Genomic DNA, 25,112 nt, shown 5'->3' on the forward strand with positions numbered 1-25,112 from the left:
CCTCCTGTTCAAATAAAAAAGCCCCCGTCTCTATAAATTAGAGACGAGAGCATAGTAATCCCGTGGTACCACTCTAGTTGCCATTGTTATGACCACTTTCCGTTGTTAACGAGGTGACGCCCCGCTATTCTCTACTACTAGTTCGAGAATCTTCTCCAAAGTGCGCTTCATTCATGGTTTCTGTATTAGGCTCACACCATCCCTAACTCGCTTGCCAGCTGTCCCATCAACTACTCTCTTTTTCATCGAATTTTTTATGATTTTGACATATATTACAGGACTTTCTAGTTGTCGTCAATATGATTTTCATTTTCCTTTAGAAAAAAACGCTCCTCATCAGGAGGAACGTTCTTTTTCTACATAGTGAATGACATCGGCCATGATGGCGTACATCTCTTTTAATTTTAAATTCTTATTCTCTTTGAGCTTCTTCGCCACTTTTTCCGTGACGATTCCTTTTTCAATCAACGTATCCCAGCTAGTAGCATCGGATTTGCCTAAAAGAACGTCAACCAAATATTGTGCCATTTCATCTCTCATAATGGCTTCATCACCATTATTATAAACTTTATTAATGACAATTTCGAGCTGATCCTTCTTAGCTGTGGCACTCTCTCCACCAGCTCGGAGCATACTCTCTTTTAGCATTTTAGCAAACTTAATTTTTGTTGCCTTACTATCGACTTTTAAATCATTTTCGTAGCCACCTACTACAAGACCGTAATTAATGAGTGTTTGAATGGCTTCATCATACCATTTTCCTTGATACGGATACTCAACAGAAAATGAATCAACATAAGCTCCCTGTTTTTCGAGCTGCTTTCTTAAAGAGGCAATAAGCTTTTTATCCTTGCTCATGTCTCTAAAGCTGATATTCTCTTTCAAAGCTAGTGCAGCCGCAGTACCAGCCGCTTCACCTGTTACCATTCCGGTAGGCACAATACGCGCACTACCAGCTGCCAGTGACGAATAACCGGCTGAGCGTCCAACCACTAGCAAGCCATCAATATCCTTCGGTACTAATGAACGGAAAGGAATGGCATACTGCTTTGGTGCAGCAATGACGTAGCCATAGTCATGAGGTGTCTGTGCTTGCACATCCACTGGGTATGAAGCAATTCCAATACTATCCCACTGATCACTATTTTTCCAAAGATCTGCCATTGGTAATTGATATTCGGCCCAAATATGTCTTGTTTCTCTCACATACAGCTCTTCTGGATAGCTGACAATTTCCGCTTTTTCAAATCCAGGGAAATTTTCCTGTAAATATTTGAGAATGTGTAACGTTTCTTTCTTACCTGCCGCAATGGCCGCTTGTTTGGAGTTGTCATTCAAGCCATCAATGCCAAAGATTTGTAAGGCATTAATAAAATATTCATCATCGACGCGCGCTAAATTTAACCCTCTTAATCTCGTGCCCTCTTGTATAGGCTTGTATTCATCATGTAGCTTTGTGAAGCCCCACATAACCGTATGATTTAAGTTGGCTCCGCCAAATACGTCAGACTTCGCTGCTTTTTTCACTTCATCCCAATCTACATTTTTTAAATGCAGCATTAAAGTCACAGCCATGCGTTTATCCTTTATGCCAATATCCTCTCCACCTACAAAGAAAGGAACATTCGACATTGCAGCAAAATCAGCATCTTGTGTGGCATCTATAAAAGATTTCCCCGTCACAACATATGTACCGTACGCATTTTTTAATTCGACTGAGGTTACTTGCTGTTGATTCACATTCGCTTTCAATACCTCGGTTTGCACTGATAAGGTTAAATTTGGCTCTTCATCAATTAGTTTTTTAAAGGCTGCCTTCGCACCGACAATGCCAAAAGCGTCATTCCCTTTGACAAGCTCATGCCATTCTTTGAAAATACCTTTACTGATCGAGTTATTGTGGCCATCACGAGGGATATCGAGGAAATTCAGCATTCCGTATGTAAATAAACCACCAAGCTCTTGTCGTTTTTCTACCAATAATGTTTTCGCGCCATTACGAGCCGCAGCTACTGCAGCTGCTACCCCCTCAGGTTCTCCACCAATAACGATCACATCATAGTCTGCCTCTATATTGTTTATTGGTTCTGGCTTTTTATACTCATCCACTAATTTATTGTATGCCATAGAGTTTGTTATTTCTTTAATAAAATAGTAGCTTCCAAACCCTAGTAAAACTACTATTACACAAGTGGCTGTCCATAATAAGCCCTTACCCATAAAGTACCTCCAATAGTTAATTTTTCCATAAACATGTTTATTTTATCATCATTTCCACCTCTTGAAAGAGCTGAATGTCCTAATTTCTACATTTGCCTACAAATGTAAGCCTCTTAACCGTACATTAAAACACACCTAATCTACGGAACTTTTCTATGTGAATTGATTTACTAATATCAATGAATACAATGATTAATGAGGATTGGATGCTTTTTGTCAACCAATTGGACAATTGTAGTAATCGCATAAAAATAGTATGAATGATCGAAGGGAACGATCAGCTGGCATTCCAAACGGGGTTATGTACATACACATGTGGTGATTAGAAACCTAAGTTCACCTGATAACAGTCAGCATTATTTTAGTCGATATCTTTGTGAAGAAGCAACCAAAATCCCCATGGTAAATGATGTCATTTCTCTATTCTTTTTCAAGAATAGTTAATCGTACAACAATATAGACGTCTCAACTTTGCAGAAAGTTACATCAAGAAAAACTTTTTAATTGTATCTTTATTCAATTTATGTTTAACAAAATAGGTTGAAAGAACGCAAAACCTTGATTTAATAATGTTTATAGACTATGGAACATATTTCATGATATACTAGAGCCATTGTGAAAAAAGGAGGAACTTGCATGATTCAAGTTAGTAATGTAGGTCTTCGCTATGGCGATCGTAAACTATTTGAAGACGTAAATATAAAATTCACACCAGGAAATTGCTACGGTTTAATTGGAGCAAACGGTGCTGGTAAATCAACATTCTTAAAAATTCTTTCTGGTGAAATTGAAGCACAGGAAGGTCACGTATCAATGGGCAAGGACGAACGTTTATCCGTCCTAAAGCAAAACCACTTTGAATACGATGAGCATACAGTACTTGATACTGTTATTATGGGGAATAAGCGCCTTTATGATGTAAAAACAGAAAAAGACGCGATCTATGCTAAGGAAGACTTCTCAGATGAAGATGGCATGCGTGCAGCAGAGCTAGAAGGTGAATTTGCAGAGCTAAACGGTTGGGAAGCTGACTCAGAAGCAGCTACATTATTAAACGGTTTAGGTATTTCAGATGACCTTCACTACATGCTGATGGGTGACCTTGAAGGCTCTGACAAAGTCAAAGTATTACTTGCACAGGCATTATTCGGTCAGCCTGATGTTCTTTTACTCGATGAGCCTACCAACCACCTTGACTTAAAGGCTATTCAATGGTTAGAAGAATTCCTAATTAACTTTGAGAACACAGTTATTGTTGTATCCCATGACCGTCACTTCTTAAACAAAGTATGTACACATATTGCGGACTTGGACTTCTCTAAAATCCAATTATATGTGGGTAACTATGATTTCTGGTATGAATCTTCTCAATTAGCACAAAAAATGGCACAAGACCAAAATGCTAAAAAAGAAGAAAAAATTAAAGAATTACAGGCGTTTATCGCACGATTCTCTGCGAATGCTTCTAAATCGAAGCAAGCGACATCTCGTAAAAAAATGCTGGATAAAATCGAGCTAGATGATATTAAGCCATCAAGCCGTAAATATCCATTCATCAACTTCCAAATTGGCCGTGAAATCGGTAATGATGTTTTAACAGTCGATGGCCTTACAGCTACTCAAGATGGCGAAACGTTATTTAAAGATATTCGTTTTTCTATGAACAAAGAAGATAAAATCGTTTTACTTGGTAGCCCTATGGCAAAAACAGCCCTTCTTGATATTTTAATGGAAGAAAGAGAAGCGGATGCTGGTACATTTAAATGGGGTGTCACAACATCTCAAAGCTACTTCGAAAACGATCATGATAAGTACTTCGAGGGTTCTGAGAAATCATTAGTTGAATGGCTACGTCAATACTCACCTGATGATGAAACAGAAAGCTTCCTACGTGGTTTCTTAGGACGCATGCTATTCTCAGGCGAGGAAGTAAAAAAATCACCTTCTGTTTTATCAGGGGGAGAAAAAGTACGTTGTATGCTATCAAAAATGATGCTTGCGACAGCAAACGTTATTTTACTAGATGAACCAACGAACCACCTTGACCTTGAATCAATTCAAGCTTTAAATGAAGGCTTAATTCGTTTCAAAGGCGCTATGATTTTCACATCTCATGACCATCAGTTCATCCAAACAATTGCGAACCGTGTCATCGAAATCCGTGAAGACGGCTCTATTTTAGATAAGCAATTAACATATGATGAATTTTTAGAATGGAAAGATAGTCAAGGCTTAAGCTAATTTCTATAAAAAATCCTCTACCGATCATTAGGTAGAGGATTTTATTATTTATTTGAAATACCATTGCATCGCATTCTGATAGAGAATTTTAGCAACAGCCTGTTCATCAAAAAGCTGTTGAATCAATTCTATGTCTGCATTATTAAAAGGACGTTTTGCTCTTGTGGATGGCAGATCAGTCCCAAACATAAGCGCATCTGGATTGACGTTATAAATAGTTTGTAAAGCTTTTTTGACATCTAGTTCCACACGTCCAAAACCAGTCGCTTTCACCCGTACGCCTTTATCCACTAGCTTGACTAAATGAGGAAGCCCTTCCTCCGATAGCCCTAAATGGTCGATAGATATAGCGGGTAATGCTTCAATGGTTGAAGCAATATCCGGTAACGATTTAGCATCGATATACAATTCACTATGCCAGCCTACCAAATCATACACTCTTCTAGCAAAGCGATCTAGCTTAGATACATCCTCTGAGCCACCTCGTTTAATATTAAAGCGTAATGCTCTTACCCCATTGTTATGTAAATCTACTATTTCTTCATCCGTCACAGTATACGGTAATTGCGTCACACCACAGAATGAGGGACCTAGCTGTGTCAATGCTTTAACTAGATAGGCTTGGTCAAAACCTTGGAAAGATCCTGAAACAATGGCTCCTCCCCCTATATGTAAATGACTAGTTGCCTTTAGATAATCATTTACCATGTAGCTCGGTGGTGTGTATCCTTGATTTTCATTAATCGGAAAGTTTAAATCGATAATATGAAAATGTGCATCAAAAATTTTCATCTTTCAACCCCCTTTCCCTCAATTTAACACATAACAGTCATAAGAAGAATATTGTTTTTCTGCTAATACATCATAAGAAAAACTTATATAATTACAAACTTCTTGCTAAATTAATTTGTAGAAAACTTGTTACTTCCTCCGTATGGGTTAAAGGTAAATAGTGATGACCATTACGAACGATTTGAACATTTGCTAAGGGATGCCGTTGTTGATATTCCACTATTTTTTTGCCCTTAAACTCATCTATGCTATTTTCAGCAAGAAGTAAATTTACTGGGATAGTAGGCTGCTTCGTTAAACACTAATTAATTGTCTCTACCTCCTGACTGAGAGCATTATATGAAGCCACATCACAATGATGTCTATAAAATCCTTTATCAAGAATATAGTTCCCTAAAAAATACTGTTCAAATTGCTCGTAATTCTTGGGGTTTAGCCCTTCAATTCCATAGGTGAATTCGTGAACTGCCGTTTTGATCTCTTCAAAATTGTCGATTGTTTGTAAAGTTATTTCTTCATGAGAGCCTTGACGATCACCTAAAAAATAATAGCCGCCATCTAATAAAAGAAGTGATTGAACAACCTCCGCGTACTACTGATAAAAGGCTTGTATGATTGTCGCTCCAATTGATGCGCCAACTAAATGAACTTTTGTTACAGCTAAAGAGTCTAATAAATGGTTTAATTTATGTATATAACTAATAATCGAACTATCCTTCGTGTCATAGCCATTATGTCCTGGTAGTTCACAAACAATCCAACGAAATTCATTTAATTGCTTGGCCAATGGACGATAAAATTCTGTTCGTTCCCCTAATGCTGGTATGGCAAGAATAGTAATATTGCTTTGTTGGTCTCCATATAGTTCGTACTTCATATAAAACCCCTTTCTCTGAAACCGTTCATCCATAATTATACATTAAAATAGAAAGGATGGTATGAACATCCAATTCCATACCATCCTTGTCATCCTCTTTCTATTATTTTATTCCTCAAACTTTTTAAAGGCTAGTACCGCATTATGACCACCAAAGCCAAAGCCATTGGATAAAGCAATGTTGACCGTTTGATGAAGCGCCTCGTTTGGCACATAATTTAAATCACACTCGGGATCTGGCGTGTCATAATTGATTGTAGGTGGAATGATATTCTCCATGATACTTTTTAAGGTAATGATCGCCTCGATACCCCCGGCTGCTCCAAAAAGATGTCCAGTCATCGATTTTGTAGAGCTTACTTTTAATTGATAGGCATGGTTGCCAAAGACACTTTTAATCGCCTTTGTTTCGGATTTATCACCCTCTGGCGTACCAGTACCATGTGCATTGATATAATCGACAGCTGATACATCAATTTCGCCCATTTTTAAAGCTAAATTCATGGCATTGGCAGCTCCCGTATAATCCGGTGATGTAATATGATAAGCATCTGTCGTAACTCCATAGCCTACTATCTCTCCAAGAATGGTTGCACCTCTTTGTTTGGCATGTTCATATTCCTCTAGGAACACGATTCCAGCCCCCTCTGACATGACAAAGCCATCTCGTGCGCTATCAAATGGACGACTCGCTTTTGTTGGCTCCTCATTTCTTGTAGACATAGCTTTCATACGTGAGAATCCCGCAAAGCTTAGTGGATTAATGGGTGCCTCTGCTCCACCTGCCAAAATACCATCAGCATAGCCATGTCGAATAGCTAAAAAAGCTTCACCAATGGCTTGGTTACCAGTTGCACAAGCTGAAACAGGTGAAAAGCTCGGCCCTTTAAAGCCTGTTTTAATCGCTAGTATCCCTGCAGCCATATTACTAATCATCATCGGCACCATAAATGGTGACACCTTCCTTGGGCCGTTTTCGATGAACGCTTGATGATTCGCTAGAATGGTATCTATGCCCCCAATACCCGAGCCAATATATACGCCTAGTCGCTCCTTATCGACCTGTTCCATGTTTAGATTTGCTTGCTCTAAAGCCTGCTGTGAAGCGGCAATAGCATATTGAACAAATCGATCATACTTACTCAGTTCTTTTTTATCCATATATTGCGCTGCATCAAAATCCGTGATGGTACCTGCAATTTGGGTGTTAATCCCGCTAAATTCCTCTGCATGAATTTTATCAATTCCTGACTTTCCTTCTTTAATGTTTTCCCATAAGGCTGATACTGTGTTACCTAAAGGGGAGACCACCCCATATCCTGTGACTACGACTCTACGTACCATGGACATCGCTCCTTTTCATTTACTTTAATAGTTCCTTTAATTGCTCCAGCGTTTTCCGAAAGAAATCTTCACCTAAAACACGTTTATATTGTAAAGCACCTTTTGTACTGGAAATGAGTAGCATAGCCAATGACGCTAAATCCTCCTCATTTGTCGATTTCAGTGCACCATGTTGTTTTGCCTCTTTCAATAACACTACAAAGACATCGATTTCCATTTGACTAAGCTCTTGAATCTTTTCTTGCATAGATGGTGATAATTCTTGATAGTCTGCCTGTAGAGCAGAAATCGGGCAAACTCCATCTTGCTCAAGAAATTGTACACGTCGCAAAATAAAAGCGAAAGGCTTTTCCACAGCTGGCATAGAAGATTCTTTAATGAATGTATATGCCCCCTCTAAACCATGCTGAATTCTTTCGCAAACAGCAACACCTAAATCCCCTTTCTTTTCAAAATGATAGTGAATACTTGCCTTTGTAACCCCTAGCTCTTTTGCTAAATGATCATAACTAAATGATGTGAAACCTTTTTCTTGAATATTCTTTAATGTTAATTCAATTATTTGTGATTTTCTATTTGTCATGGCTTTATACTAACTTACTAGTAGGTAAGTGTCAAATAAAAAAATGCAGCAGATTATTTACTTATCTGCTGCATCATTGCTTATTGCATTTCTTTTGTTGGTCCCATAACACCTGGAACTGGTAAACCTGCTTGACGCAATAAGACTGTCATTTGTCCACGATGATGTGTTTGATGATCGATTAATACTCGTAATAGAGCGCCTTTTGGCATTGGAGCTTTAAAACCAGTGACAACTTCTAGTAAGTCCTCATTTGAAAGCTTTGCGACTGCCTCACTTACACCGTTTGCAACCTTTTCATAAGCAGCTACGATTTCAGCAGCTGTTGTTGGTACTGGATCTTCTTGACGAATCGATGGCACGTTTAAGCCTGCTAGATAACTAAAATAACCTGCTGAACCGACTAAATGCCAGCCCAACCAGCCAAGTGTACTGTGACCCTCCACAATACTTTGATCTAATTTATCATCTGTTAAAGCTTGTAACACATTTAATGTTCCATTAGATGCATTCGACCATTCCTGTAAAAAATCATCTACATGTCTATACATATGTGTGCCCCCCATTTTTTAACTTCATTTCTATCATAGTTAATTTTCTCCCTTGTTACAAGTTTCTTGTTTTGTTTACATAATAATATTATAAGTTGTTATCTCTTTTCATTCGTATAACCGTCCCCATTCACGTATAATGAAAGAAAATAGCAAAGGAGTTTGCCTATGAGACATCATGTCCTAGTACTTTCTCTTGCATTTTTATTCTTCGGTTGTAGTGAAGAAGTCAACAAAGAATCAGAACAATCACCATTGCCTGTGGAGGACAAGCAACCTGTAGAACAAGATCAAACATCACTTCTATCCTATTTTCCACCTGATGGCTCAACCGCCTATTTTCAAGGGGAAGGCAATGAATTTGCCAGCTATACCCTGCAAACTTCCTATCTCGATTCACAACACATTGCACAAATTGAGGATAATGGTGGAGTAACTCTTTTAAAAATCTATCGCATTTCCGATTCAAGTATTGACCTAGTCTATCGTGAACCTGTTGACAGTAAGCCAAGCCTACCAAGTGCGACAGAGGCTGCATCTTACCCAGTACTAGAAACAATTCTGCAAAAGCCCCTAAAAGTGGGGACAAGCTTTCAAGGCTGGACCATCCAATCAACGACAGCCACTGTTCATACAGGCACAACAGTCTATCAAAATGTCATCCAGCTATCACGCACCGATGATAAAGTCACGACGACCAAATATTTTGCGCATGGCATAGGCTTAATTCGTTCAGAAGATACGATGGAGACCGAACAAGAAGAACCGTTTGTGGTGACATCTACCTTGCAAAAAATAGAGTAATTTGCTGTTAACAGGCGTCCTGCTTGGGCGTCTGTTTTTTAGCTAAGGGGGTCTTATATGAGTGATATACATAATGCAACAACGAAAGAAGAAGAATTGACGGAAGAAGAATTTATTGAACTCGTACTTGAGGAGCAGCAAAAAGCATTAGCACAAGAACGAGAAGAACGCTTCCATGGTAGGAAACCCAAGAAACAAAAACCTTTCGTACGCTGGATCGTATGGGGGATCGCTTTGATGCTGTTTTTCAATACTTTTGCGCTAATTTTTCAAATTTACTCCATCCCTGCCATTGAATTTATGAAGGTGTCGACACGACTCTCAGCACAAGAAGATATCCAAACGTATAAAAAGGCTATCGTTGAAATTTCGACAGGCTCGAGTAAAGGGACAGGTTTTGCCATCTCTTCTGATGGCCTAATTGTCACCAATGCTCACGTAGTAGAACATGCGACGACATTATCTGTTGTATTTCCAGATGAGGGACTGATGGAAGCTACATTAATTGAGAGCTATCCAGCTATCGACTTAGCTTTAATACAAGTGCAAGCTGAGCAACTCCCCTATCTTCCTCTTGCTGAAGATCCACCGTTTTCAACTGATGAACATGTCTATTTTATTGGTAACCCTCTTGCCTTCACGGGTATAGCCAATGAAGGGACATTACTCGAACCAATCCAATTAGAGGATTGGCAGGAACCAGTGGTGATGTTACAAGCACCTGTATATCGTGGAAATAGTGGTAGCCCAGTAATTGATCAATATGGCGAGGTCATTGGCATTATCTTTGCAACGATGAAATATGAACCTATTGGACGTGTCGGCCTATTTGTACCAGTTCAACAGCTCCATCATGTACTGGAACAACATAAAAAATGAACCTGCTTACACAGGTTCATTCCGGAATTTAGTTTACATAATAATATTATTTATCTTTACTCTCTTGCTTAACAATCTGAGCAATGGGCGATTTAACAGGAATTTTACTCACTACCTCATCACTGACTTCCGCCACTTTTTGCAGCACATGTAACAGCTTGTCATCACCCGTCCAATGCTTTTCCACCACATCTGGCCCCAATTTATTAATGATCGTATTCACCACAAATGTCGCTAAGACAATATCATCTAAATAACCACCAAAGCCCAGCAACCCTTCTGGCATCAAATCCAGTGGCAATATAAAATACGCAATGGACGCCCCTATCAATGTACGGCTTTTTTTATCAACCCCTGCATCCGTTAATGTCTTCACTAATAAATGAAATAAATCAGGCACAAACATTAAATACGGCGTAAACTTATTACTTTTTCCCTTTTTCAATCCAAGAAAAGCTACTAATTTCGTACGTAGCTTCTGATAAAAATCTTGCTGCTCCTGCTCATCCGGTAGTTTCTCTAAGTTATCCATATTGATCTGCCTCCTATCTTACAAGCTATCTTGAAAACTTGTGGGGTTTTTCTTTCATTTTGAGGGGTTATCCCTCTGTTTTTGGGACGTTACCCTTCTGTTTGGTAGCTTTATCCTTCATTTTGGCTCAGTTATCCGCTACTTTCGGGGGAGCTATCCTCTACTTCGGCTGTGCTATCCGCCACTTTTGGGAAGCTATCCTTCACTTTGGCAAGGCTATCCTTCACTTTGGCAAGGCTATCCGCCACTTTGGCTGTGCTATCCTTCACTTTGGCAAGGCTATCCGCCACTTTGACATTGCTATCCTTCACATAGGAAAGGCTATCCGCCACTTTTGAGGAACTATCCGCTACTTTGGCGATGCTATCCTTCACGTTTACAAGGCTATCCTCTACTTTGCCAAAGCTATCTACCCCTACTTTATATTTAACCTAAATTTAGATTTGTAATCCATAAACTTTCAAATGATACAAAAAAGACATCCTATTTGCATAGGATGTCTTGGGTTTAACGAAAGTAATTTTAATTATGGAGAATTAAAGTTTAGTTACGTTAGCAGCTTGTGGTCCGCGGTTGCCATCTACAACTTCGAATTCCACTTTTTGACCTTCGTCAAGAGTTTTGAAACCTTCGCCTTGGATAGCTGAGAAGTGTACGAATACGTCGTTTTCACCTTCAACTTCGATGAATCCAAAACCTTTTTCTGAGTTAAACCATTTTACTGTACCTTGTTTCATTTAAGAAAACCTCCAAAAAATAAAAGTGAACAATATGTAATTTCTTCAGCGATTGAAAAAATTCACATATTACAAAGAGTACCGAACTAACGCGATCACTTTTTGTAATATGTGAATTCATGTTTCCGGTGAAGCAATTAAATTGTTAACTTAAGTATAAACGCCATTCATAATTTTGTCAAATAAAGAAAAAATCTTTTTTTATTTTATTTCAAAATTATTTTACTTCTCTTCTATTTTACACGCAATTATCCCATGATATACTTGTGCATCGTCATCACAAGCCTCACAATAAAAGCTTTCATCCTCAGACCAAAACGCCCAGTACTGCCCTTCCTTCGCCACTTCATTGTCATATGAGGAACGAAATTGTGCTAATTTTTGCTGTAAAGCTCGTTCAAAGAGCTCCTTTGTTTCAAATGTATCTTCTGTTTGAATAAAAGCTTCCCAACCTTCAAATTTCCACCAAGGCTCATAGTCCGCTTTCATGTAAATAATTGTATACATATTTGCCCATTCCTTGCTGTCATTAGATATTTTCATTTTATCAAACACATCTGAAATGTCTATTAAAACCACCTGAATTATGCTATTATTACCTTATTATACATACTTTTTGGGAGGTATTTTTATGTTTTCAAGTATTCGACCGAAAGCAGAGCTAGAACAGCTACTTCAACGTGGTACAGATTTACATGCAACAGGCCGATTTCATCAAACATTGGCTTTTAATCACTTCAATTCACAGGACGAGGAGCATTTAAAAACACTCTACCAAAAGCTAAAAGATATTACCCCTTCTATGAATGCCATTTTTCATCATTATTTAAGCGAGATTTCCCCTACCTCTCAATTAACCATTAGTGAAGAAAATATCAATCAATACTTAACACAGTTTTTCTTAGCAACGCGTGACGATGATTACGTCGATGAAACGGTAAAATTTTTCAATCTATTTCGTCAACATCAATACGAGCCTGGTAAATTAATTGTTGTATTCAATCAATTTGCCTTCTATATCACTACCTATATTTTACATAATTTCGGAATTAAGCCGAATAAAGCTTTTCAATACATGAAATCTTTCCAAGCCGCTGTCAATGTCGATCAAGAATTGCTAGTGGAAGTATTAACAGAACGCATCGTTGAAAACGTAGTAGGCGAAGTATCCTCGTTAATGGATGTCAATGCAAAAATTATGTACATGAAAGATTTAGTGTTTAGCTTAGATAAGCAAAATGAAGAAATTCAATCTTCCACTGCCGCAACAGAACAGATTGCCGCTTCTATTAATGAGGTAGCGCGTATGTCTTCCCATATATCTGAGAAAACGACTGAATCGGTTGATCATGCAACGAAAGGAAAAAATGCCATTGAGCATGCCTTAGCGGAAATATTTAAAACGGAAGAAACCTTTACGTCCATTGTCGAATCATTTTCAGAATTGCAAAAACGGGTAAATGATATTGAACAGGTTGTAACATTAATTAATCAAATCGCCGATCAAACAAACCTACTGGCACTCAATGCCTCCATAGAAGCCGCGCGAGCAGGTGAACATGGCAAAGGCTTTGCGGTCGTTGCACAAGAAGTACGAAAGCTTGCGGAAAATACAGTCTCTGCACTTAGTGAAGTATCGACAAACGTACATCATTTAAAGAGTTACTCTAATGATGTGTCCAACTCAATTACCGAAACGACAGCGATTATTAAAGAAGCAACCGTTGAGGCAAAAGATTCGTTACCACTCTTAAATGCTATAGTGCATGCAATTGAGGGTATTAATGTAGATGTAACAAATACAGCAGCCATTTCTCAGCAACAAGCGGCAGCGATTGATGAAGTCTCCGCACGAATGATTGAAATTTCAAGCTTGCAGGAAGATATTCGTGATTATAGTCACAATACATCTAGTGATATTCATCTATTAGGGAAAGAAATTAATCGTTTCCGTAATGATATTATTGCCAACAATAATGTACAGCTTTCCTCTATTGCCCTTCTTCAATTATCGAAAGCAGATCACATTTTATGGAAGTGGCGTATTTACAACATGTTCTTAGGCCTTGAAAGTGTTGAACCAAATGATGTTTCTTCTCATAGAGACTGTCGACTTGGCAAATGGTATACAGCACCTCGTACAGTAGAACGTTTCGGCCATCTTCAGGACTATCATGATTTAGATGGCTACCATTTACGTGTCCATGAATCAGCAAAGCTTGCCGCAGAAGCTCATAAAGCAGGTAATATCGAAAAAGCAGATGTCCACCTCAAAGAAGTGGATGAAGCATCTAAGCATGTTCTCTATTATATTAATAACTTGATTGCCTATTTAGAAAAAGAACGTGTTATGCATTAAAAAGAAGAGGTATTCCCCTCTTCACTAGTAGGAGGTATTCCCGTGAACAAACGAGCAAGTATCAAATTTTTTGGTGATGTATACGGCACAGGTTATCGTTTCTTTATTAAACAAAAGGCTATTGAATTAGGATTAAAAGGATACTGTCGACTAAATAATGCTGAGCAAATTGAGGTCGAAGTGGAAGGCTCTGAAAAAGCACTCAATGAATTCCTCCTTTTTGTCCAAAAAGGCGTTAGTCCACAAGCTGATTCCAATTCCTTTTCATTAGAAATGTACGATGATTTAAAAGGCTATATACGCATGGAGTCAGACATTGTTTAGTTTGGCTCTTGCCTTTTAACATTTTATCAAGGTTTATGGCACCTTTACTGATAGTATGAATATTGTTATCTTGAATACGTTTCCGGGGGCAAGTTTATTAAGATTGGGGTAAAGTCCCCAGTCTTTTTATTTTGTATATCTGCTACATTGTATCTTGCGGTCAAAATTCAGCTACCAATTACCTCTGCAGCGAGAATTACGCATGAGGCTGGTGAAGTCCTCAAATTTGGGGAGATGTTTCATTATACATCTTCTTATTTTTGATGAAGTCTGTCGGAAAGAATTCTTCCATTATATGGCACTTTGCATTTCCCCTCACCATATATAACAGAAAATCGCTTCATTATTTTATAGCTTACTTTACATGAATCATGATATGAGTGGAAATCATTGTATTTCATAAAATTTTGTCATAAAAAATGAGCATCCACGATTAAATGGATGCTCTATCTTCATTAATTATTGCATTGGGCAAGGTGCTTTGACACAACTTGGTGGCTTTGATGAACCTCCACCGCCGTCATTTTCATAATGTGGTTTGCTAGCACTCGCGCTTGCACCACCAGCTAATCCTAAGCTTAAAAATAGAACACCTAAAATAGACAACATCGATTTTTTCTTTTTCATCATTTCCATCCTCCATATATTTCATAATTTGGTTTACAATTGTTATATTCTGCATTATTTTATAAATCCCTTTAATTTTTTAGAATTTTTAAATTTTTATTTTAAAAAACATCTAGGCAATTTGCCCAGATGCTAAGGGAAAAGACGATAATTCGGTGTACATTCTATAATCAATTTAGAATGACAAATGAAAAAGCCACACCTTGTTAGATATATCCTTGGGTTGATTAAAAATGCTCACACTAATGGCAAAACCGGTCATATATCGTATAGAACCGCTCTCATTACTGCCGAAACTGATCATATTTCGTATAGAACCGCTCTCACTACTACCAAAACCGATCATATACCGTATAGAACCGCTTATTCAAGCAAAAAACATAGTAACCAACGGCTCATCGGTCTCTTTGATGAAAATCGACTCACACACATTTTATCGAAAAGCGGTCTCCCGCTATTTTTCCATCGAAACATCTCACTTATTCTATGTATTATCATTGAGAAAGTTAACAATTAGCAGTAAAATTTATGTAAGGGTTTATTTTTCAATGAAACTTTATGTCGATTATTTCGTATAAGAAGATAGACATATTGAAAAGCAAGGAGGATGAAACAATGCTTAGTGTTGGACAGTTTTTCTCTAGACATAGTGCCAGCTTTCTTATTTCGCTTACAACTGTTTCTATCGCAGCAATTGCGGCAAATCCTGGATTCTTCCTTGGTGGTTTACTGTTTGCGGGTTCATATGCGACGAGTACAACGTTGCTGAAACATAGACAAAAAAAGAAAGTCATGCAAATAGCAGGTATCACAAAAGAAGAGTTCAAGCATATTGAAACACAATTATCTACAGCCAATAAGCATATTCAAACATTAAGTCAAAACTATTTACGTGTCCGTTCTGTATCTGCTTTTAAACAACTTCTTGAGATGACACGTATCTCAAAAAATATTGTTAAAATTGTGAAGACAGACCCGCGAAAGTTTTATAATGTGGAACCATTTTTCTATGCGCATTTACCTTCTGCGGTGGAATTAACGGATAAATATACAATGCTTTCAAGGCAGCCTGTGAAGGATAAGGAAATTCAATTGACGTTATCCAAAACACGTGAAACTCTTACCGATTTAAATGATACAATACAAATTGATTTAAAGGATGCGCTTGCTAATGATATCGATCATCTGCAAATGGAGATCGAGTTCGCAAATCGCTCCAATTTAAGACGTAGAGAACAATTGGACTGGCGAGGCGATGATAAATGACGGCTAATGAACACGCATTTCAACTTAATACCATACCTGGACTTTCTCCACTAGTCCAATCCTACTTAGAAACAACTCCACAAAATGAGGCGATGGCGACATATGAAACGCTATCGCCTCTTGCACAAAGTCGTGCATTACTATATGCCAGTCAAATCGATTTAACTGATTTTGAATCATTGCTATCTCTTGGGCAAGATTCGCAGCGAGCCTTATCTCAATTTGCGGATCGAATGCTTGCACAGGTGAAGCAAAAGGACGTTACTAAAATTGGGCAAATGCTTGATTCCTTAATGCAGACACTAGATCGAGTAGACCCGACAGCTTTAGAACCAAAGAAGCAAACGTTCTTCAAAAAAATGTTTGCTAAAACAGAGCCCTCGGTCAAGCAAACGTTAACAGAATTTGAGCGTATTAGTATTCAGGTAGAACGTATTGGTGTTCAACTAGAACGTGCACAGCTCCAGCTGATTAAAGATGTGGAAAACTTAGAAGCACTTTATAACCATAATCGAGGATTTTTTGAGGAACTGGCTACTGCCATTGCAGCAGGTCAAATGAAAAAACAACAAGCTATTGAAGTAGAGCTACCAGCACAAATAATGAGTGTCCAAGCAAGCAAACAGCCGCTCGCTATTCAGCAGCTCAATGATTTTGCTGCGCAAATTGAACGATTGGACCAACGTATTTATGATTTACAAGTATCTCAGCAAGTAGCCCTGCAAACGGCTCCTCAGATACGGATGATTCAACAAGCTAATCAAACGTTAGCCGAAAAAATTGAGTTCTCAATTGTTACGCTAATTCCGCTATGGAAAAACCAACTGGCAATGATGCTATCGATGCATATGGATCAGCACTATGCCCGACTAGAGGAACGGTTATCAAAGACACATGATCGTTTTACAAGTCCATCTTTTGAACAGCAAGTTTCAAAATTTAAAGAAACACAGCATGAATTACAAACAGCAATTAAGGATGTCTTTGCTTTGCATACGGCAACCGAACAAGAGAAACAACAGCTGCAAGATGTAGCGGGTGCTCAAGGCTATCAGCGAGATTAAAAAATGGGTGGCTCAGCAAATGCTCTGAACCACCCTGTTTTTATTTATTCGAAATAATCCTTATAATAGCCGCCGACATTACCTGTGTTGTCGATAATAAAAATGAATTCTTCTGTTTCGTTTTTTACTTCATATTCTTTACCTACTGTTAAGACGTTGGACACTAAGTATTTCGATGCATTCGTATGTTTGCAGGTAACCGTTCGTAATGTTGGCGCATCTTTCCATTTTAAATGTAACATATTCTCTCCTACCTCTCTTTACTAGCAAAAGCTAATGTCTATTGCTTATTTTATAATATTTTTGGTCTTTTGTGGAGAAAAAAGAAATACTATACCTATTCTATCCAAAAAAAAATGAAATTTGGGGTGTTCTCATGAGTTTTGGTGGTGTACCGCAATGGTTTTTTATCATTGCTGTAGCATTCGCAATCTGCTTTGTGCTCTATGCAGAATGGAATTCTAGAAAATAAGTGAGTCCAAAATAATGGACTCACTTTTTTGTGCTTATTTTAAAGTACGTTTTAAAAACTCTTTCGTACGTTCATGTTGTGGATTGACTAATACTTGTGATGGTGGGCCTTCTTCCACAATCACACCTTTATCCATAAAGACGACACGATCTGCCACTTCTTTTGCAAACTCCATTTCATGTGTCACAATTAACATTGTATTCCCTGCGTCTGCTAATTGTCGCATAACCTTCAGCACCTCTCCTACCATTTCTGGGTCCAGTGCTGATGTCGGTTCATCAAATAGCATTACTTCGGGATTCATAGACAGTGCTCGAGCAATTGCTACACGTTGCTTTTGTCCGCCTGAAAGCTGACGTGGCTTAGCGTTTACATATTGATCCATACCTACGATCTTCAAATATTTCAGCGCTGTTTCTTCCGCTTCTTTCTTCGAGCGCTTAAGTACTTTGATTTGGCCGACTGTGCAATTACTTAACACATTATGATTATTAAATAAATTGAACTGCTGGAATACCATTCCTAGATGGGTACGATATTCTTGGATATTGTGCTTTTCATCTAGGATGTCTTCTCCCTGATAAATTATTTGCCCGCCACTTGGTGTTTCTAATAAATTTATGCAACGAAGTAGTGTAGACTTACCAGAACCAGAGGAACCAATTAAACAAACAACCTCGCCTTTTTCCACTTGGAAATTCACATCTTTTAACACTTGGTTACGTCCAAATGATTTACTTAAATGTTCGATTTTAATGACTGCCATTTGTGCGTCCCCCTATACTGCTTCTTTTTGTTCTTTTTGATAGGCATCCGGTCCATCCAAACGTTTTTCAACATATAGAAGGATGCGAGATGCGGTAAATGTCATAATGAAATAAAGAACACATGCGACAAAGAACGATTCAAAATAACGGAAGTTGTTACCTGAAATTGATTTTGTTTGGAAGAATAACTCTGTTACGCCGATGACATTTAATACGGCTGTATCTTTAATATTCATAATTAGTTGGTTACCTGTTGCTGGTAAAACGTTACGTGCTACTTGCGGCAGGACTACGTGAAGCATGATTTGGAAGTGATTCATCCCAATCGCTGATGCTGCCTCGTATTGACCATTATCAATCGATACAATCCCACCACGCACAATCTCTGCCATGTATGCCCCTGTATTAAGAGAAACGACTAAAATACCTGCTGTGATAAAATGCATGTCAATTCCAAACGCGATATCTAATCCGTAGTAGACAACCATAGCCTGTACAATCATTGGTGTACCACGGAAAAATTCAACATAGCATGTTAGGATAAAATTAATAAGCTTCAGGCTATAAAATTTTATTCCTTTTTTACGAACTGGAATCGTATGCATAATTCCGATGAAAAATCCGATGAATGCACCAATAATTGTACTAATAATCGAAATCAGTAACGTATAATACGCACCTCGTAAAAACATTTGCCAGTTGTTTTCAATAATTGAAATTATCCATTCAAGACTCATGATGTTCCTCCTTACAATGTCATGTTGCTTGCTTATCTTTTTCGTGTCCTAGCTCTTTCTACCATTCTATGATTTGTCACGCTAGGACATTATCATTATGTAGAGAGGTTCTCATTTTGATAATGATGAAATGATCATGCACGGACCAGCAACTAGTCCGTGCCTTGTCATTATTGTGCTGCTGGTTGATTCTTAATCGCTTCCTCCATAATGGCTTGACGATCGTCTTCTGTAATACCTTTTAATATTTCGTTAATTTTTTCACGATTTGCATCTTCTTTGCGTAAACCTACAGCAATTGAAGTGTTAGAAAGATCTGTATCAAAGCCTTCTTCAAATGCAACATATGTGAACTTATCGTTCGCTGCTGCAGCGGAAATTCCTTCTGGACGTTCTGCTACATAACCATCAATTTTGCCAGCCTCTAAAGCAACACGCATTGCCGGGAAGCTTTCCATAGCAGTTTGTTTGTCTACACCTTTAATTTGATCAATAACTGTGTAGTTCGATGTATTTAATTGGGATGTAATTTTTGCACCAGAGAAATCTTGAATTGATTTTGCCCCTTCATATTTGCTACCCTTTTTAATCACCATTACGAAATCCGACGTGTAGTAGTTTTCAGTAAAGTCGATTGTTTTCTTACGTTCTTCTGTTGGTGACATACCCGCAATGATTGCATCAATTTTGTTTGATTGTAGCGCTGGTACTAAGCCGTCCCATTCCATTTTTACGATAACTAGCTCTTTGCCTAAGCCTTCAGCGATTTTTTTCGCCATTTGTACATCATAGCCGCCTGCATACTCTGCATTATCAGCAATTTTTACCGCGCCATTAGCATCGTCCTGCTGTGTCCAGTTGAATGGTGGGTAGCCAGCCTCCATTCCAATGCGGAATTCACCGCCGCCTTCTTCCTTGTCCGCGCCAGCATCACCTGAACCGCCGTCTTTTTTGTCGCTAGTGCCACATGCAGCTAGCACAATTGCTGTCATGATAGAGATCATTACTAACAACCATTTTCTTTTCATGAAAAACTCCCCTTTTCTGTAAAAAAATAAGACAACTGTACTAAAAAAGACCTAAGTTTATTGAACTTAGGTCTTACCTTTTATGACAGTTGCCCAAATCCTCACTATTATTTCCATATTTCCGAGATAGCACAACCTAGTAAACCTGGAAATCAATTTACTAGGACAGTCCTGCACTTATTCACTGCAGACCCAGCATAAAAGTACGAGCTCCTTTTATACTTCGGCGATATTTCCTTCTTCATTGCGTCTTCGCTTGCTTGTACTCAACAATGAACTAATAAATACCGCGCCTCTACCTCACTGGTAACATTCGTGAGGTTTGTTTATTTAATTGATATTTAGATACTACTATAAAACTAATATGTTCGTCAAGACGATTTTAACATTTTTCTGACTAATGACAATATTAGGTTATTATGCGTTCTCTATCCATTTTAAATCATTGAGCTTTCGTCAATATTTCTGAAAATTACAACATATTTTTATTATAGAGTATGTTTTCTATGTGAGAAAAGTTGTGTTTATTTCTTTTTTGCTCCTCTATACGATATAACATTAGTACTCTTTCAAAAATAGAATCGGTCGAAAGATTTCATTATGCACAAAAAAACCCTGCTGAACATTGTTCGCAGGGTTTAATGGTATTATGAATTTAATAATAAATCTTCTGGGTTTTCAATTAATTCTTTAACTGTTTTTAAGAATCCTACTGAATCTTTTCCATCGATGATACGGTGATCGTAAGAAAGTGCTACATACATCATTGGACGGATTTGAACTTCCCCATTTACAGCAACTGGACGGTTAACAATAGAATGCATACCTAAAATACCAGCTTGAGTACCGTTCATAATTGGTGTTGACATTAATGAACCGAATACACCACCGTTTGTGATTGTGAATGATCCACCAGCCATATCATTTAAGCCTAATTTTTTATCACGAGCTTTTGTCGCTAAGTTAGCAATATCTTTTTCGATTTCAGCGAAGTTTTTGCTGTTTGCATCACGTACAACTGGTACTACTAAACCTTCTTCAGTTGATACAGCGATACCGATATCGAAGAAGTTATTTAAATGAATTTCATCGCCAACGATTTGAGCGTTTACGTATGGGTATTTTTTCAGTGCTGCAACAACAGCTTTTGTGAAGAATGACATGAAACCAAGTTTGATGTCGTTTGCTTTCACAAACTCTTCTTGTTTACGTTTACGAAGTGCCATGATGTTTGTCATGTCAATTTCGTTGAATGTTGTTAACATAGCTGTTGATTGTTTAACTTCTAATAAACGTTTTGCAATTGTTTGACGACGACGGCTCATTTTTTCAATTGTTACACGATCAGAATTAGCTGCTGGTGTGAATACAACTGGGCCACCTGTAGTTGCTACTGGTGTAGGTGCTACTGCTGCCGCTGGTGCAGTTCCGTGTGCTGCTACATCTTGTACACGTACGCGACCTTGTGGATCTACTGGAGATACTGCTGCAAGGTCAATACCTTTTTCACGTGCAAGACGACGTGCTGCTGGAGATGCGATAACACGCTCACCAGAAGTTTCTTCTACTACTGGAGCTGCTGCCGCTGGTGCAGGAGCTGCTTGTGGTGCTGCTGGAGCTGGAGCTGCTTCAGCTGGAGCCGCTGCTGGTGCAGGTGCTGCGCCTTCGCCTGCTTCTACTACTGCGATAACTTGACCAACTAGTACAGTATCGCCTTCTTCAGCTAAAATTTGTGTTAATACACCTGCTTCTTCAGAAATGATTTCAGCGTTTACTTTATCTGTTTCAAGTTCAACGATGAATTCACCTTTTTCAACGCGATCGCCCACTTTTTTAACCCACTGTGCGATACTACCTTCTGTAATCGATTCTGCTAATTCAGGGACTTTAATTTCAGCCACTTTCATTTCCTCCTTTGATTAACGTGCTTACGCACATAGAAGGGCTACCGCTTAAGGGCAAGTAGCCCGGTTTCAATATTTATATGTGATTATTTAACCTTTACTGGCTCAGCAACTGCTTCTTCAATTAATGCCGATTGTGCAGCTTTATGAGAATCTGCGTCCCCTTCAGAAGTTGAGCTCATTGCAGGACGACCTACATAGCGAAGCTTTTTACCTTCTGAAAGTTCATATAATGTTTCTAATGCATAATTCCATGAGCCTTGGTTTTTAGGTTCTTCTTGTACCCAAACAATTTCTTTCACATTAGGATACTTAGCAATAATACCAGCAACTTGCTCTTTTGGGAATGGGTAAAGTTGTTCTACACGAATAATGTGTAAGTGATCGAAGCCTTCTCCGTCTTTCACGCGATCGGCTAAATCGATCATCACTTTACCTGTACCTAAAACGATGCGTTCTACAGCTTCTGGTTTAGCACCTAAACCTGGTTGTTCAATCACTTCTTGGAATGAACCATTTGCTAATTGCTCAGCATTAGCGGCTGCTAATGGATGACGTAATAATGATTTTGGTGATACGACTACAAGTGGACGTACCCCTTCAGTACCTAATAACGCTGCTTGACGGCGTAATAAGTGGTAGTAGTTGCCTGCGTTTGAACAGTTTGCTACAAACCAGTTATTTTCAGCTGACATTTGTAAATAACGTTCCATACGGCTTGAAGAGTGCTCTGGACCTTGACCTTCATAACCATGTGGTAAAAGGATCACTAAGCCAGATTTTTGACCCCATTTAGAGCGTGCCCCTGAAATAAAGTTATCAAACATCACTTGCGCCATATTCGCAAAGTCACCGAATTGTGCTTCCCAGACAGTTAATACATGGCTGTTTTCTAGGTTGTAACCATACTCAAAGCCTACTACCCCTGCTTCAGTCAGTGGTGAGTTGTGTACTGTAAAGGATGCGTTCGCACCAGAAATATGGTGAAGTGGTGTGAAAACATTGCCATTGTTTTTATCATGTAGTACTAAGTGACGTTGAGAGAATGTACCACGCTGTGCATCTTGACCTGTAAAACGTACTGGTGTGCCATCTTGGATAATTGTTGCATATGCTAAAGTTTCCGCATGACCCCAGTCGATTTTTGCTGACGCATAAGCATCACGACGTTTTTCTAAAATTTTACCAAGCTTTTTCTGAGGCTCAAAGTTTTCTTCAAACACTAGTAGCTCTTCATTGATTTTTTCTAAACGTTCCGCACCAACCGCTGTATCAATTTGTGGGAAATCTACTTTTAATTCTTCTGGCATTTCTAATTGATGATGATCATCTTTATCTGCCATTTCTTTTACATGGTCATAGGCTGCTTGCATTTCTGCATAGATAGCTGTATCTAAAGCTGCTACATCATCAGTAGATACAAGACCTTCAGCCACTAATTGTGCACCATATAATGCACGTACTGTTTCATGTTTTGAAACTAATTTATATGTTTCTGGGTTTGTTACAGTTGGGTCATCTGTTTCATTATGACCATGACGACGGTAACCTACTAGGTCTACGATAATATCTTTGCCAAATGTTTGACGGTAGTTAGCTGCAAAGCGACCCACTTGTGCCACTGCCTCTGGGCTGTCCGCGTTCACATGGATTACTGGTACTTCATAGCCTTTAGCAGGGTCAGAAGAGTACACAGAAGAACGAGAATCATAATGTTCAGTTGTGAACCCGATCATATTGTTTGCGATAATGTGGATTGTACCACCTGTTGTAAAGCCTTCTGTTTTAGCGAAGTTTAACACTTCCGTTACAATCCCTTGACCTGGGAATGCAGCGTCACCATGTACAAGAATGCCTAAGCCTTTTGTACGATCGAAAACAGGTTGACCTGGTTTAGACGTATCATCTTGTGTTGCACGAGTCGCACCAAGTACCACTGGATTTCCAACTTCTAAGTGAGAAGGGTTGTAAGCCAATTTCACATTCATACCTGATTCACGGTTGTAAGAAGCACCCATGTGGTATTTAACATCACCTGTCCAACCTTTTGTGATTTCAAGGCGACCATGCTCTGGCATAAATAAATCATTAGAAACATGTGCAAAGTCAGAGAACATCATGTCATACGGTTTATTTAAAATGTGAGTTAAAACATTTAAGCGACCACGGTGTGCCATACCAATACGTACGTTTTCCACGTTTTTCGCTTCTGCTGTTTTAATGATTTCATCAAAAAGAACGATTTGCGTATCTAAGCCCTCACCAGAGAAACGCTTTTGTCCTACAAAAGTTTTATGAATAAATTTCTCGAAATTTTCAACGCGAGTTAAACGATCTAATAAGGCTTTTTTCTCATCAGGAGATAATGCTTGTTTAAATAAGCCTGATTCGATTTGCGCTTGAATCCAATCACGTTCTTCTGTAGCTACTACGTGACCATATTCAAATGCTACTTTATCTGTATAAATAGCTTTTAAATAGTCAATTGCATCCTTACCATTTTTCACGTTTGCTGGCACATCTTTGAAGAAGATTGCTGCAGGAATTTCAGCTAAATCTGCAGCGCTTAAGTTGAACGCGCTTTCTTCAATTTGAGCTGTTTGTAGTTCACGGTTTTTCAGTGGATAAATATCTGCCGCTAAATGACCGCGTGTACGGATTGTGTCTGCTAATTTTACAGCGGCTAACACTTTTTTGTAATCGCCAGCAGGAGCCGCTGCTGTATGACTAGCTACAGCTACTTCACCTTCTACTACTACTGGTGCACCAAATTGTTGGAATAAAGATACTAACTCCGGTTCTACTTCTTCAGGAGACTGTAAGAATAAGTCGTATTGCTCCATCACATATCCTAAGTTAGGACCAGAGAAAGCTGACCATGGAGAACTTACAGTTGTAACGTTGTTCGACATGAAAAATGACCTCCAAATTTTGCCTTTCGGCAGTTCCATTAATTAAATTGCAATTAATTATATAATATTTAGCCGTTCTTTAAAAGAATGTT

The 25,112-nt window shown here is 38.5% G+C and carries 25 protein-coding genes, 1 riboswitch and 1 other annotated feature; of the genes, 7 read left to right on the plus strand and 18 right to left on the minus strand.

Features of this window, described 5'->3' with window-relative positions; genetic code table 11:
• Window positions 1-36 precede the first annotated feature (36 nt).
• Window positions 37-255, minus strand: a binding site (T-box leader).
• Window positions 256-336: 81 nt separating this feature from the next.
• Window positions 337-2,220, minus strand: coding sequence for an FAD-dependent oxidoreductase (locus ABC382_RS03930; RefSeq protein ID WP_412926592.1), 1,884 nt, complete (start codon window positions 2,218-2,220; stop codon window positions 337-339).
• Window positions 2,221-2,856: 636 nt separating this feature from the next.
• On the opposite strand from ABC382_RS03930, the gene ABC382_RS03935 reads away from it, so the two are divergent.
• Window positions 2,857-4,461 carry an ABC-F family ATP-binding cassette domain-containing protein gene (locus tag ABC382_RS03935; protein ID WP_274797175.1) on the plus strand — a complete coding sequence of 535 codons (1,605 nt, stop codon included), beginning with the start codon at window positions 2,857-2,859 and terminating at the stop codon, window positions 4,459-4,461.
• Between the two features lie 48 nt (window positions 4,462-4,509).
• On the opposite strand, the gene ABC382_RS03940 is transcribed toward ABC382_RS03935, so the two are convergent.
• From ABC382_RS03940 to ABC382_RS03965, 6 genes are all read right to left on the minus strand, one after another.
• Complete coding sequence (locus tag ABC382_RS03940) at window positions 4,510-5,253, minus strand: amidohydrolase family protein (protein WP_322605206.1); 744 nt, start codon at window positions 5,251-5,253, stop codon at window positions 4,510-4,512.
• 91 nt (window positions 5,254-5,344) lie between these two features.
• Window positions 5,345-5,473, minus strand: coding sequence for a hypothetical protein (locus tag ABC382_RS03945; protein WP_322610860.1), 129 nt, complete (start codon window positions 5,471-5,473; stop codon window positions 5,345-5,347).
• 372 nt (window positions 5,474-5,845) lie between these two features.
• Window positions 5,846-6,130, minus strand: coding sequence for an alpha/beta fold hydrolase (locus tag ABC382_RS03950; RefSeq protein ID WP_412926593.1), 285 nt, complete (start codon window positions 6,128-6,130; stop codon window positions 5,846-5,848).
• A 108-nt stretch (window positions 6,131-6,238) separates the two neighbouring features.
• Window positions 6,239-7,474: a beta-ketoacyl-ACP synthase II gene (gene fabF / locus ABC382_RS03955; protein ID WP_322605104.1), complete on the minus strand. Its 1,236-nt coding sequence runs from the start codon at window positions 7,472-7,474 to the stop codon at window positions 6,239-6,241.
• 19 nt (window positions 7,475-7,493) lie between these two features.
• Entirely contained in the window at window positions 7,494-8,057 is a 564-nt protein-coding gene (locus tag ABC382_RS03960) for a TetR/AcrR family transcriptional regulator (RefSeq protein ID WP_322610862.1), read from the minus strand.
• Between the two features lie 80 nt (window positions 8,058-8,137).
• Window positions 8,138-8,608 carry a DinB family protein gene (locus ABC382_RS03965; RefSeq protein WP_274797170.1) on the minus strand — a complete coding sequence of 157 codons (471 nt, stop codon included), beginning with the start codon at window positions 8,606-8,608 and terminating at the stop codon, window positions 8,138-8,140.
• 168 nt (window positions 8,609-8,776) lie between these two features.
• Between ABC382_RS03965 and ABC382_RS03970 the strand changes: the two genes are divergently transcribed.
• Both ABC382_RS03970 and ABC382_RS03975 read left to right on the plus strand, forming a co-directional pair.
• The gene (locus tag ABC382_RS03970; RefSeq protein WP_322610863.1) at window positions 8,777-9,412 is read left to right on the plus strand and encodes a hypothetical protein; all 636 of its coding nucleotides are present in this window, start codon (window positions 8,777-8,779) and stop codon (window positions 9,410-9,412) included.
• A gap of 57 nt (window positions 9,413-9,469) precedes the next feature.
• On the plus strand, window positions 9,470-10,291 hold the full coding sequence (locus ABC382_RS03975; RefSeq protein WP_322610864.1) for a S1C family serine protease: 822 nt from the start codon (window positions 9,470-9,472) through the stop codon (window positions 10,289-10,291).
• A 46-nt stretch (window positions 10,292-10,337) separates the two neighbouring features.
• Here the strand turns inward: ABC382_RS03975 and ABC382_RS03980 are convergent, their stop codons facing one another.
• The 4 genes from ABC382_RS03980 to ABC382_RS03995 form a co-directional block, all read right to left on the minus strand.
• A complete protein-coding gene (locus tag ABC382_RS03980; RefSeq protein ID WP_412926594.1) occupies window positions 10,338-10,823 on the minus strand; it encodes a YkvA family protein in 486 nt (161 codons plus the stop codon).
• 131 nt (window positions 10,824-10,954) lie between these two features.
• Window positions 10,955-11,197 carry a hypothetical protein gene (locus tag ABC382_RS03985; RefSeq protein WP_412926595.1) on the minus strand — a complete coding sequence of 81 codons (243 nt, stop codon included), beginning with the start codon at window positions 11,195-11,197 and terminating at the stop codon, window positions 10,955-10,957.
• A gap of 162 nt (window positions 11,198-11,359) precedes the next feature.
• Window positions 11,360-11,560, minus strand: coding sequence for a cold-shock protein (locus ABC382_RS03990; protein ID WP_004230088.1), 201 nt, complete (start codon window positions 11,558-11,560; stop codon window positions 11,360-11,362).
• Between the two features lie 222 nt (window positions 11,561-11,782).
• Window positions 11,783-12,103, minus strand: a complete 321-nt coding sequence (locus tag ABC382_RS03995) for a DUF1033 family protein (protein ID WP_274797165.1) — start codon at window positions 12,101-12,103, stop codon at window positions 11,783-11,785.
• Between the two features lie 88 nt (window positions 12,104-12,191).
• On the opposite strand from ABC382_RS03995, the gene ABC382_RS04000 reads away from it, so the two are divergent.
• Together ABC382_RS04000 and ABC382_RS04005 are read left to right on the plus strand one after the other, a co-directional pair.
• On the plus strand, window positions 12,192-13,919 hold the full coding sequence (locus ABC382_RS04000) for a methyl-accepting chemotaxis protein (RefSeq protein ID WP_322605098.1): 1,728 nt from the start codon (window positions 12,192-12,194) through the stop codon (window positions 13,917-13,919).
• Window positions 13,920-13,961: 42 nt separating this feature from the next.
• The gene (locus ABC382_RS04005) at window positions 13,962-14,243 is read left to right on the plus strand and encodes an acylphosphatase (protein ID WP_274797163.1); all 282 of its coding nucleotides are present in this window, start codon (window positions 13,962-13,964) and stop codon (window positions 14,241-14,243) included.
• A gap of 459 nt (window positions 14,244-14,702) precedes the next feature.
• On the opposite strand, the gene ABC382_RS04010 is transcribed toward ABC382_RS04005, so the two are convergent.
• Complete coding sequence (locus tag ABC382_RS04010) at window positions 14,703-14,873, minus strand: hypothetical protein (RefSeq protein WP_274797162.1); 171 nt, start codon at window positions 14,871-14,873, stop codon at window positions 14,703-14,705.
• A 612-nt stretch (window positions 14,874-15,485) separates the two neighbouring features.
• Between ABC382_RS04010 and ABC382_RS04015 the strand changes: the two genes are divergently transcribed.
• Both ABC382_RS04015 and ABC382_RS04020 read left to right on the plus strand, forming a co-directional pair.
• The gene (locus ABC382_RS04015; RefSeq protein WP_274797160.1) at window positions 15,486-16,136 is read left to right on the plus strand and encodes a 5-bromo-4-chloroindolyl phosphate hydrolysis family protein; all 651 of its coding nucleotides are present in this window, start codon (window positions 15,486-15,488) and stop codon (window positions 16,134-16,136) included.
• Window positions 16,133-17,200: a toxic anion resistance protein gene (locus tag ABC382_RS04020; protein ID WP_412926596.1), complete on the plus strand. Its 1,068-nt coding sequence runs from the start codon at window positions 16,133-16,135 to the stop codon at window positions 17,198-17,200. Before ABC382_RS04015 ends, ABC382_RS04020 begins: the two co-directional genes overlap by 4 nt.
• A 44-nt stretch (window positions 17,201-17,244) precedes the next feature.
• On the opposite strand, the gene ABC382_RS04025 is transcribed toward ABC382_RS04020, so the two are convergent.
• The 6 genes from ABC382_RS04025 to ABC382_RS04050 form a co-directional block, all read right to left on the minus strand.
• Window positions 17,245-17,442: a DUF6501 family protein gene (locus ABC382_RS04025; protein WP_016994029.1), complete on the minus strand. Its 198-nt coding sequence runs from the start codon at window positions 17,440-17,442 to the stop codon at window positions 17,245-17,247.
• 264 nt (window positions 17,443-17,706) lie between these two features.
• On the minus strand, window positions 17,707-18,438 hold the full coding sequence (locus ABC382_RS04030) for an amino acid ABC transporter ATP-binding protein (RefSeq protein WP_274797158.1): 732 nt from the start codon (window positions 18,436-18,438) through the stop codon (window positions 17,707-17,709).
• A 12-nt stretch (window positions 18,439-18,450) separates the two neighbouring features.
• On the minus strand, window positions 18,451-19,176 hold the full coding sequence (locus ABC382_RS04035) for an amino acid ABC transporter permease (protein WP_274797156.1): 726 nt from the start codon (window positions 19,174-19,176) through the stop codon (window positions 18,451-18,453).
• 170 nt (window positions 19,177-19,346) lie between these two features.
• Entirely contained in the window at window positions 19,347-20,204 is an 858-nt protein-coding gene (locus ABC382_RS04040; RefSeq protein ID WP_274797155.1) for a transporter substrate-binding domain-containing protein, read from the minus strand.
• A 119-nt stretch (window positions 20,205-20,323) separates the two neighbouring features.
• A riboswitch (Lysine riboswitch) is annotated at window positions 20,324-20,510 on the minus strand.
• Window positions 20,511-20,851: 341 nt separating this feature from the next.
• Window positions 20,852-22,105 carry a 2-oxoglutarate dehydrogenase complex dihydrolipoyllysine-residue succinyltransferase gene (odhB, locus tag ABC382_RS04045; protein ID WP_322605095.1) on the minus strand — a complete coding sequence of 418 codons (1,254 nt, stop codon included), beginning with the start codon at window positions 22,103-22,105 and terminating at the stop codon, window positions 20,852-20,854.
• An 89-nt stretch (window positions 22,106-22,194) separates the two neighbouring features.
• A complete protein-coding gene (locus ABC382_RS04050) occupies window positions 22,195-25,020 on the minus strand; it encodes a 2-oxoglutarate dehydrogenase E1 component (RefSeq protein ID WP_274797152.1) in 2,826 nt (941 codons plus the stop codon).
• Window positions 25,021-25,112: the final 92 nt, after the last annotated feature.

The organism is Lysinibacillus phoenicis, assembly GCF_047238325.1.
In the GTDB taxonomy this organism is placed as follows: Bacteria; Bacillota; Bacilli; order Bacillales_A; family Planococcaceae; genus Lysinibacillus; species Lysinibacillus irui.

Coding starts and splice junctions, on each gene's coding strand:
- ABC382_RS03930 (WP_412926592.1), bottom strand. CDS start 2,220: ATGGGTAAGGGCTTATTATGGACAGCCACTTGTGTAATAGTAGTTTTA.
- ABC382_RS03935 (WP_274797175.1), top strand. CDS start 2,857: ATGATTCAAGTTAGTAATGTAGGTCTTCGCTATGGCGATCGTAAACTA.
- ABC382_RS03940 (WP_322605206.1), bottom strand. CDS start 5,253: ATGAAAATTTTTGATGCACATTTTCATATTATCGATTTAAACTTTCCG.
- ABC382_RS03950 (WP_412926593.1), bottom strand. CDS start 6,130: ATGAAGTACGAACTATATGGAGACCAACAAAGCAATATTACTATTCTT.
- fabF (WP_322605104.1), bottom strand. CDS start 7,474: ATGGTACGTAGAGTCGTAGTCACAGGATATGGGGTGGTCTCCCCTTTA.
- ABC382_RS03960 (WP_322610862.1), bottom strand. CDS start 8,057: ATGACAAATAGAAAATCACAAATAATTGAATTAACATTAAAGAATATT.
- ABC382_RS03965 (WP_274797170.1), bottom strand. CDS start 8,608: ATGTATAGACATGTAGATGATTTTTTACAGGAATGGTCGAATGCATCT.
- ABC382_RS03970 (WP_322610863.1), top strand. CDS start 8,777: ATGAGACATCATGTCCTAGTACTTTCTCTTGCATTTTTATTCTTCGGT.
- ABC382_RS03975 (WP_322610864.1), top strand. CDS start 9,470: ATGAGTGATATACATAATGCAACAACGAAAGAAGAAGAATTGACGGAA.
- ABC382_RS03980 (WP_412926594.1), bottom strand. CDS start 10,823: ATGGATAACTTAGAGAAACTACCGGATGAGCAGGAGCAGCAAGATTTT.
- ABC382_RS03990 (WP_004230088.1), bottom strand. CDS start 11,560: ATGAAACAAGGTACAGTAAAATGGTTTAACTCAGAAAAAGGTTTTGGA.
- ABC382_RS03995 (WP_274797165.1), bottom strand. CDS start 12,103: ATGAAAATATCTAATGACAGCAAGGAATGGGCAAATATGTATACAATT.
- ABC382_RS04000 (WP_322605098.1), top strand. CDS start 12,192: ATGTTTTCAAGTATTCGACCGAAAGCAGAGCTAGAACAGCTACTTCAA.
- ABC382_RS04010 (WP_274797162.1), bottom strand. CDS start 14,873: ATGATGAAAAAGAAAAAATCGATGTTGTCTATTTTAGGTGTTCTATTT.
- ABC382_RS04015 (WP_274797160.1), top strand. CDS start 15,486: ATGCTTAGTGTTGGACAGTTTTTCTCTAGACATAGTGCCAGCTTTCTT.
- ABC382_RS04020 (WP_412926596.1), top strand. CDS start 16,133: ATGACGGCTAATGAACACGCATTTCAACTTAATACCATACCTGGACTT.
- ABC382_RS04025 (WP_016994029.1), bottom strand. CDS start 17,442: ATGTTACATTTAAAATGGAAAGATGCGCCAACATTACGAACGGTTACC.
- ABC382_RS04030 (WP_274797158.1), bottom strand. CDS start 18,438: ATGGCAGTCATTAAAATCGAACATTTAAGTAAATCATTTGGACGTAAC.
- ABC382_RS04035 (WP_274797156.1), bottom strand. CDS start 19,176: ATGAGTCTTGAATGGATAATTTCAATTATTGAAAACAACTGGCAAATG.
- ABC382_RS04040 (WP_274797155.1), bottom strand. CDS start 20,204: ATGAAAAGAAAATGGTTGTTAGTAATGATCTCTATCATGACAGCAATT.
- ABC382_RS04050 (WP_274797152.1), bottom strand. CDS start 25,020: ATGTCGAACAACGTTACAACTGTAAGTTCTCCATGGTCAGCTTTCTCT.